Source organism: Halomonas huangheensis, assembly GCF_001431725.1.
Lineage (GTDB): Bacteria > Pseudomonadota > Gammaproteobacteria > Pseudomonadales > Halomonadaceae > Halomonas > Halomonas huangheensis.
Genome location: NZ_CP013106.1, coordinates 4,343,461 through 4,352,269, shown reverse-complemented (window position 1 = coordinate 4,352,269; position 8,809 = coordinate 4,343,461). Strand labels below are relative to the sequence as shown.

Below are 8,809 nucleotides of genomic sequence, written 5' to 3'. Positions count from 1 at the left end.
TCTTGCTAAAGTGGTTTGTGTGGGTCTTTCTTCCGTGTTAAAGCCATTGGAGTGGCCCCAAAACTTTATCAAGGAATAGGAAATTATCAGTGTCAACTGAGAATTGCTTCCTGGGAGTATGTTTCACCCCACTTGATGTCAGTGGCCCCACACTCTTCCGATTCTCCGAGTTCCTTGCCGGCTTAGCCCTCATGGTGCTGGCTTGGACTATCGCCGACGTTCGCTACCGATTCCGCGTCAGAGTAGCCCCCATACCACTTCAGAGGCTCACATTTTTCATAGTCGCTGCAATAGGTGGACTAACTCTGTTGACAGACCTATGGCGTGCTGAGCAATGGTTGGTTCCACAGGGCATCCTTTTGACCCCTGCGACGTGGCAGGCCATCTTGGCTGGTCTGTTCCTTTTTACATTTCTTGCTTGGGCTTGGTTTGCCTTCATCAAGCCCCCAAAATACGGAAAACGGAATGCTGAGCGTTTTGCTCAAACACTTTATCGTTTCATCTTGAAGGGCGCAGCAACCGAGTTGGCTGTCATCGCTGATGAACTCACGTATTCGGCTAGGTCCCTAGTACGCCACGCAAGCGATAGAGATCCGATCCGTCACTTTCACGAGGACAATAGCGTATCGGAACCAGCCCCGCCTAAAGTAGAGGCGTATGCGAATGATCTGCTGCTACTGATTGCAAACAAACGATTCTGCCGAGTCATTGTCGAGTCATCTCCAATCACAGCTCTAGCAATATTTCAAGAGATAGGGGCGTCAAAAAAATACGGAATTCAAGTAGAAATTTTCGCAAAAAACATAGTGAGTGAGGCAATAAATAGCAAAGACTCCTTTCTATATAACGAAGCAGAAGCTTACGAATCGGGACTAATTGGCCATCACAAGCCCCTCAGTCAGGCTATTTTCGCCAACCATAGCATGGTTAGTATTATCAGGACCCCCTTGGACCCCGATGTTATAGGAAGCATGAAATGGGATGCCGATCAATTTGAAGCTTACTGCCGAGTTGTTCTAATCACACTCCAAGACTACGTAGAAAATCACTTCCGTGAACACTCTTCTGTGCTATATGGCACTAAAAGGTACATCGAGCATGCACTATTTGACCTTTATAAACTCAATGGGGTGGCTGGAATAACTTGGGAAGGCGATATAATTAGCCGCCTTCGAGTCATTGTGGAATTCATCTGGAAAGCGACTGAAGTATTAGACAAAAAAGGGGTGCCGGAGGGTCTAACACTCCGGGTTCGAGAGAACAGCACTCCAGCAAGAGAATCTTTCTATGACCTCCTTGCGAGCATGGTATTTGAAGTAATTTTTGCATCTTCAAATGTAAAGTCGCCGAGGTGGGAGTGTTGGGTGATCCAGCACAACTCAGTCTGGGGGGAACTTTTTAATCTCGGTCACCTGAATAATTCTGCTGGTAGGGTGGTAATGTTCAAGGTTCGCCGACTCCTTTACAATGAAGTCGTAAACATGAAGAAATTTCCAAACTTTAAAGGGGCGAAGATTCTCGGCTTCTGCCTGAATGTGATGGGGCTCAACTTAAGAAGGGGTAACTATGATAAGGAAAGTCGCGCCCTGCACAAGGCAATTCTTTCCTGGACGAAAAAGAACTACGCATGGCTATATGAGTACACCCCTCGCGTTGCAGAAGACTGCCTTGTTGACAGTCTAAGCTACGACCACAATAACCTTAAGATCGTAAAGACATTTCCTGCCGAGGGCCTAAGACTCGAGCCCCAATACGACTGCCTCGACATAGATCCTAGCTTGGCTGATGAAAGGGCTACTAGATAGGTTGAAGAATCACTCAATCGTTCTTGGCTATCTAGGAGTCTTTTTTAACAACCACCTGCCACGACAGTTGAGCAACTACCCTGAGTCGTTGTTTGTCTACGAGAGCCGCTCCTCTCGTAGCGCCGGGGAGAAATGTCGCCTGAGGCCAGGTACTCTCGCCTCAGGTATTAAGGTATTTCTCGACCGGCATCAGATAAACGATGCCGACGGCAAGCCTCTGAAGCTCAACATCATGCGACTTCGCAAGACGTTTGAGAACCGGCTGTTCACCCTGTCCGGCCAAGACCCGGCGGCCACACCCCGAAGGTGTCTGACAACCTCTATCTGGAGGCCCCGGAAAGGGCCGAGAAAGACTGGCGGCTCATGGGCGAGGTCCGAATCGAAGAACTGCTGAACCACGAGACGATGACCGTCCTTTCCTCCATCAGAAACCCTACCCGATCCATTTAACATTCTCTACTGCCTCGCCTTTGGCTTCCCGGTACACCTGAACGCTGATATCGCCGTGGAAGTCGAGCTATGCCAATCCCCAATTTGCGGCCACGCGCCGTCCTGTGTGCCTGCAGCATCGTTACTGCCCTGACATGGGGTGGTGTGGCGTATGCCGGCGTCGAGGTATTTACCGTGGCTGGCGAGCCCATCATCAACGCGCCGGCGTCGGCTGCCGTGGTTGAACTGGATGCACCGGCCAGGCTCGATGCCCAGATCTCGCGAGACCTGCCTGCGGATCCTGATCGTGCGAAACAGGTCCTTCAATCCCGCATGAGCGGCCCAGAGTGGCAGGCCACCCTGAAACGCTATGGCGAGATCTATACCGGCGTCGCACGCGCCTGGATGCTCGGTATCGAGAAGGTTCCAGCAGTCGTCCTCGATGGACGCTATGTCGTGTACGGCGAACCCGAAGTCCGTGTCGCCCTCGAGGAGATCGATAGGGCAATCGGTGAATACTCCCCACAGGATGGAGTCGACCAATGATGCGGACGTTCACCTCCCTGTCCATGGCCGTTGCTCTGACAATCGGGATGGCCAGCACGACGACGGCTCCCCAGGCGCGCGCGCTCACCACACCCGAGATCGCCGAGTCTTCGTTGAGCACTTCGTGTCTCGAGTACCAGGTCATCGGCATCTGTGCCTGGCTCTATTGCACTCCATATGGCTGTACCGTGCGCACCTCGACGCGTGTGAAACATTTCATCCCCGAGCTGGTGGTGTCGTCCTACGAGAATACCGGTGACAACCCCTGGAGCGAGGTGGCAATGCTGTCACCACCAACAGGGGATGCTACGGGCGGTGGCCGTGCGACGGAGGAAGCCGATAGCCGCCACTCCAACACCAGGTTCAAGAATACCGACGCCATTGGCCACCCTGGGGGCGCGGTTTTCTACCGGATGCTCAGTTCTTTCGGGTATTCCTGCGAAAGCGATGTGCTGCCCTATACCCCGTATTTCCTGTCGACACTGGATGCATTGGCCTGGCGCTCATCCCTCCCCGAGATGGCCTATCCCGAGGCGCTGACACCGGGAATGCGAGAGATGGGCACGGTGGGGGATCTCTGGAGCCCGATCTATCCGCGCAGCGGTTTCGTCTCCCAGCCGCATGACTATAAAGCCGCTGCCACCACCGCTCAGCGTGCGGCGGATGTCGTAACACGCAATGGGCAGCCGCACGTCTACATGCCGCTGGCCCCTACTGACAATCCTGCCGCGGGTAAGTGGGCACCTGACCCTGTCATGGAAGGGGATCCAGACACGCACAAGTGGCAACAACTGGAACCCAACATGAGCATGTCCTGCTCGATTTTCCCGGATGGGGGCGAAAGCCATCAACTCCAGGATCCCGGCAATTACGCCTGGGCGCTGTGGCGTCCCTATCGGTGTTGTGCGGTCCGGGGGCAAGAACTGCTGTATTTCACCGGAGAGTAAGCCATGAAACGACAGATCCTTCAGAGCCTGACGCTCTCGGTGGCGCTGGTCACTCCGCTACTGGCTCAGGCGCAATCCGCTGATCGGCTCTACTACGACATTGGGGGCGCGGCCCCCTTCGGCGCGTCTGCAGGGCTGGGACACGACCCGAGGATGAATGGGATGGGGGTCAGCTGGAACGTTGACGCCACCTGCGGCAATTTCGATATCGGCGCGACAGTCAGCAATCAGCTCAATGGCCTGACCAATGGCTTCCAGAACATGATGGGGGATGTCGTTCAGAACGCCACCGGCGCAGTGGCCAGTCTGCCGGCGATGATCATCCAACGATCCAATCCCGCTCTCTATGACCTCCTGACCAACGGCGTCCTGCAGGGGCGAATGGACTTCGACAAGTCGAAGCTCTCCTGCCAGCGCATGTCCGAGGCCCTGGCCGATGCGACGGTCGGGGGGCAAATGCAGCAGAGCGCCATGGCGGAAAACTGGCAGGACATCGCGAGCTCAAATCCTGATGCTGTGGCAGCTCAAGAGGAAGCTGAGGCTGAGGCCGGCAACGCTGGCCGCACCTGGGTGGGTGGTCAGAAACGTGGTGGCAGCGGCCAGGCGCCCTTGCGTGTTGTCGAGGATACGGCCAAAGCCGGTTACAACCTGCTTCATGGCCGCACCGATACGACATCGAATGAGACTGTTTCGGGTGGAGGAGGAGGCTGGGGATCGGTCTCTACTTCCAATGGTGACTGGGTGGGTGGAGGCGGTATTGCCGGTGGCAGCGGTGGTGGCGGTGCCGGGAGTGGCAGCGATTGTATGGGCGGCATGTGCACCATTTGGGGCTCCCCCGAGGAAGCCGCCGAGTGGACCAAAAAGATCGTCGGCGATACCGAGCTGCGGTCCTGCGATGGATGCGAGAAATCCGAGAGCGTTGCCGGCACCGGGTTGATCCGTGAGCTCGAGGAAGAACAGCAAAGTATCCACGAGAATCTGGTCGACATGCTGAATGGCGGCGAAATTACCCAGGACAAGCTGAATGATGTTTCAGCAGGTAGTGGCCTTGCTGTGTCGCGAGGCGTGATCGAGGCGATGCGCTCCGATCCCCAGGGACCATTGCTGGCACAGCGTCTTGCCAGTGAGATGGCGTTGGCCAGAACCCTCACCAAGGCGATGTGGGCGCGAAGAGCCTTGATTGCTGGCACAAGTGATCCGGGCATCGAGAACAACCAGGAAGGGATGACAGCGCTGGATCGCAAGGTCGATGCCTTCAATCGGGACATCGAGTTGCTGCAGAGCGAGATGGAAATCCGTAAGTCACTGGCCAGCAGTGCCGCGATGTCAGCACTCCAGCGAGCGGCCAACCGTGCCGGCGGTTCCATGCAGAACGAATCCGACAGTCCGCGTAGCGAGCTGGATGGTCGTGGTGCGCCGGTCGAAGGGCAATAAGGAGTCTCACGATGATCCGATCACTCAAACGTCACCCGCTGCTACTGGGGCTCCTTGGACTGATCATTGCGGCCTGGTTGGGAGGATTGGTCGTCTACACAGGAATGCGCCTCTACGGCAGCATTTCAGACTTTCAGATCGCTATGGGGGAAAACCGTCATTGGTTGATGGCCTGGCGAGTCATCTTCTACGGCGGGCTGGCGTTGGTCTGGTGGCGGGCCTGGCGTCCGAGGATCCTGCAGAGCGTCGAGCAGGACAAGGATGGTGGCCAGCAGGGCCGTGTCCTGCTGCACAAGCTCGAGCGCATGATCCTGATCGTTCTGGTCCTGATCGAGGGCTACAACCTGTTCATCTGGTGGGGAGGAGCCTGACATGGCGACGTTCGCAGTCAATGACTACATGGAAGGCACCATGCTCACCCTGGGCTGGGTCATCAACAATGGCGTCTGGGATGCCATGACTTCGACCGGTATCGCGGTCGTGCCATTTATCGCCCTGGTCGCCGGTGAGTGGTTCCGGGCGAGACAGGAGGGCGACGATGAAGGCAACAAGGGGGTACTGTCGCTCAACCGCATCGAGTCACGGCTCTATGTGATGCTGCTGGTTGTGGCGTTTACCTGCGTCCCTGTGTTCACGCTCAACGTGAACCCAGTGAACGTCAATCAGGAGCATGCTGAACAGTGCGGCACCGTCATGATGTCCTCTGGGCAGTGGGGCGAGTCGACCATGACGTCGATTGACGGGCAGCAGGCTCGCGTCCCCATGTGGTGGGCGCTGACACACTCGCTCTCCAAGGGCCTGACCAACGTGGCCATCTCGAAGATCCCCTGTTCGACGGACTACCAGTCGGTGCGCACGGCGCTCGACCTTGAATCCATTTCTGACCCGGGGCTGAAACGTGAGATTGGTGAATTCCAGTTGGCATGCTTTGGTCCGGCCAGGAACAAGCTGTTTCAGAGTGGGGCGGGCCTCGAGGAGGCCAGGGGCATGGATGTCGACTGGGTAGGCTCGGATTACTTCCTGGACACTCCGGGCTATTACGACAGCTTCTATGCACCCCGACCCATGCCAGGCTTCCCCTACAATGCCGATCGTGATCAGGCACGGCCCAGCACGGGGCCAGGCCAACCAGGGTATCCCAGTTGCCGCGAGTGGTGGAGCGATGGCTCAGAGGGACTGGCGGCTCGGATCCAGGATCAGGTCGACACCACGGTGTGGTCACGCATGCAGAGTTTCTTCCCGGGGACATCGTCTGCAGAGGAATACATGATCCGGCGTATGGTGAGCCCACGTTCTGGTGCAGCGAATGGTAATACCAGTCAGGCGTCCGTTGGCTACCGGTCACTGGATGGTGGGTTTGTCGATGATGTCACCTCTGCGGCCGGAATGGTCGGTAATGCGGTGGCCACCATCCCATTTCAGGCGGGCATGGACAGCCTCAAACAGTCATTGCCGATGATCCAGGGGATCTTGTTGATGGCGATCATCATCTGTCTGCCGTTTGTCCTGGTGGCCTCGGGTTACTCCGTCAAGGTGGCCGGGACAGCCATGTTTGGCCTATTCGCGATCTTCTTCCTAACGTTCTGGTGGGAACTGGCACGTTGGCTGGACTCGAACTTGGTTGATCTGATGTACGACAGCGATGCCGCCAAGCTTAGTTGGATTGCCGGCGTTGAAAATGCCAATGACAAGATGGTGCTCAAGTTCGTAAGCGGGATGATGTTCCTGGTATTGCCAGGTGTTTGGATTTCCGCTTTGGGTTGGGCCGGAGCTAAGGTTGGCAATGCCATTGGTGGTGTTAGCGAAGCAGGTAGAGAGTCTAAGGGCGCAGGCCAAAAAGGAGGTGATATGGCACAGAAAGGGGCTTCGGGAGGGAAAGCTTAATTATAGAAGTTTGACTGTACTGGAGGACCTCTCCAGTACAGTTCAATCATGGACCTTAAAACCGCCCATATAGTAGCCATAGCCATTATGGCCATAGCGATACCCATCCTGTTCCTCTAGAGAGTCGGGCATAGGAGTTGAGGTCCGATCCTCCGGCAAAGAATTCCAGACATTCTTCCCTGCTTCAGCCGATGCTTGGCCCAAGGTTCGAATCAGCCCTTGGGATTCTTTTGTCCCAAACAGTAGCGCAGACGTGAACGCTGCAGAGCCTTTGAGAACCTTGCGGGCCGTGTGGCTACGATGGGAGGCGATGTCCTCTTCTGGACGCTCAGGCGCAGCTCGCTCGCTCTGGTCACGGCAGTGACCGAACAGCTCAGTTGCCTTGTCGTTCCACAGGAGCTTTTTGAGGCTCATGGGACACCTCCAGAATACGGGTACAGATAGTTCGAGAGTAGCTTGCAAGCCAGTTCAGTGCAATTCGAACTGGGTCAGTGCTTCAGCTCTTCTCTCAGCTTACGGACCTGCTCGATGTCCACCTTCGTCAGTTCAGCGATCATCTGGTCATCCATGGAGGTTCGCTCGAGCATATTGCGAGCCGTCTCCAGTCGACCTTCTTCCAGCCCTTGCTGTTTCCACTGCTCGGGCCACTGCTTTGCACGTTCAGCCAGCATATTGTGCACCTCATTTAAGTCGTTGAGCGACTGCCACTCAGCCCCTTCGTTCTCGGGTACCCAGCTAGGCAGCAGCACGCGCCGGATCCAGAGGGCGAAGTGCCGGCGTAGCTGGGTCTGCTCCGGTGCTTGTAACCATTGTACCAGTAATCCGATCAGATCAATGGCATCCTGCGGATCCTGGTGATGTTCCAGCCGGAAGATGGCCGACACCACGTTTCGGGTCTCCTCCGACCACTGCTCACTGGTCACGATTGCGCCTTCATCCAGCAGCAGATATGGGAGGTCAGGCCGGTAGTGCTCCAAGCCTCCCGGTACAGGTTGGACAAGTTCAGCCACGTTGAGTGCCGCATTCCAACGTTTTTCGCCGTTGTACAGCACGATAGGCAGCACGGGGGGCAGCTTGCCGTCCTGAGTCAGCTTCTTCTGTTTGACCAGCTCCTGATACAGCAGCCCCACGTAGGTCATGATACGCAGCGCCATGAACGAGTCGACAGTGCTCTGGAACTCGATCAGCAGATAGACGTATACCCACTCGTCACCAAAGCGCACACGCCAGATCACATCACCTTCGCGATCGCGTAGGTCATCGGTGACGAAGGTGCTACTGACCTTTTCCAGCGAGTCGAGGTCCAGGCGTTCAATCCATTCTTCCTTCACGAAGCCTGTCAGCAGGTCGCGGACGACCCTTGGCTCGCTGAACAGCAGCTTATAACTGTGATCGTGCTGGTTGTTCATGAATCCTCCGTGATGTGGCTGGAGGCAGCTTATCATGACAGCGAGCGCCCCTCTGCGCCGCGCTTCCCCGCGAGGGAAAGGGAAATGGCTCAGGCAAAGGGTTGGAAGGGAAGGGGGAGTAAGGGGAAGGGGCTTACCCGAATAGCAGGGGCAAACACCAAAGGGCTGAAAGGGCCAAAGGGCGACTGTGAAAGGGTAACCACCACCTCGTAGGTCTCCCCCTTGAGTCAAAATCCCTCTACTTGCCCATATCATTCCCTTCCCCTATAGGGTGGAAGGCTTCGACGTCGGGGGGGGGGCACCTCCTCAGTAGACCGGGAACTCTTAGGCATCTTTTTTCAGGACAGTGCTGCAT

8 protein-coding genes are annotated in these 8,809 nt (G+C 56.2%); 6 read left to right on the top strand and 2 right to left on the bottom strand.

What is annotated here, in order from left to right; translation table 11 throughout:
- The first annotated feature begins 89 nt into the window (after positions 1-89).
- The 6 genes from AR456_RS21520 to AR456_RS18730 all read left to right on the top strand — a co-directional run bounded on the left by AR456_RS21520 (position 90) and on the right by AR456_RS18730 (position 7,045).
- Positions 90-1,805, top strand: a complete 1,716-nt coding sequence (locus AR456_RS21520; RefSeq protein WP_021817763.1) for a hypothetical protein — start codon at positions 90-92, stop codon at positions 1,803-1,805.
- Positions 1,806-2,324: 519 nt separating this feature from the next.
- Positions 2,325-2,780 (top strand): TIGR03757 family integrating conjugative element protein, encoded by a 456-nt coding sequence (locus tag AR456_RS18750; RefSeq protein ID WP_021817765.1) that lies wholly within the window; start codon positions 2,325-2,327, stop codon positions 2,778-2,780.
- The gene (locus tag AR456_RS18745; protein WP_021817766.1) at positions 2,777-3,727 is read left to right on the top strand and encodes a TIGR03756 family integrating conjugative element protein; all 951 of its coding nucleotides are present in this window, start codon (positions 2,777-2,779) and stop codon (positions 3,725-3,727) included. Before AR456_RS18750 ends, AR456_RS18745 begins: the two co-directional genes overlap by 4 nt.
- Before the next feature lie 3 nt (positions 3,728-3,730).
- Positions 3,731-5,161, top strand: coding sequence for a hypothetical protein (locus tag AR456_RS18740; RefSeq protein WP_021817767.1), 1,431 nt, complete (start codon positions 3,731-3,733; stop codon positions 5,159-5,161).
- A gap of 11 nt (positions 5,162-5,172) precedes the next feature.
- A complete protein-coding gene (locus tag AR456_RS18735; RefSeq protein WP_021817768.1) occupies positions 5,173-5,532 on the top strand; it encodes a hypothetical protein in 360 nt (119 codons plus the stop codon).
- 1 nt (position 5,533) lies between these two features.
- A complete protein-coding gene (locus AR456_RS18730) occupies positions 5,534-7,045 on the top strand; it encodes a conjugal transfer protein TraG N-terminal domain-containing protein (protein ID WP_021817769.1) in 1,512 nt (503 codons plus the stop codon).
- A gap of 42 nt (positions 7,046-7,087) precedes the next feature.
- Here the strand turns inward: AR456_RS18730 and AR456_RS18725 are convergent, their stop codons facing one another.
- On the bottom strand, positions 7,088-7,459 hold the full coding sequence (locus AR456_RS18725; protein ID WP_021817770.1) for a hypothetical protein: 372 nt from the start codon (positions 7,457-7,459) through the stop codon (positions 7,088-7,090).
- Positions 7,460-7,533: 74 nt separating this feature from the next.
- Positions 7,534-8,454, bottom strand: coding sequence for an Rpn family recombination-promoting nuclease/putative transposase (locus tag AR456_RS18720; protein WP_021817771.1), 921 nt, complete (start codon positions 8,452-8,454; stop codon positions 7,534-7,536).
- Positions 8,455-8,809: the final 355 nt, after the last annotated feature.

Coding starts and splice junctions, on each gene's coding strand:
- AR456_RS18750 (WP_021817765.1), top strand. CDS start 2,325: ATGCCAATCCCCAATTTGCGGCCACGCGCCGTCCTGTGTGCCTGCAGC.
- AR456_RS18745 (WP_021817766.1), top strand. CDS start 2,777: ATGATGCGGACGTTCACCTCCCTGTCCATGGCCGTTGCTCTGACAATC.
- AR456_RS18740 (WP_021817767.1), top strand. CDS start 3,731: ATGAAACGACAGATCCTTCAGAGCCTGACGCTCTCGGTGGCGCTGGTC.
- AR456_RS18735 (WP_021817768.1), top strand. CDS start 5,173: ATGATCCGATCACTCAAACGTCACCCGCTGCTACTGGGGCTCCTTGGA.
- AR456_RS18730 (WP_021817769.1), top strand. CDS start 5,534: ATGGCGACGTTCGCAGTCAATGACTACATGGAAGGCACCATGCTCACC.
- AR456_RS18725 (WP_021817770.1), bottom strand. CDS start 7,459: ATGAGCCTCAAAAAGCTCCTGTGGAACGACAAGGCAACTGAGCTGTTC.
- AR456_RS18720 (WP_021817771.1), bottom strand. CDS start 8,454: ATGAACAACCAGCACGATCACAGTTATAAGCTGCTGTTCAGCGAGCCA.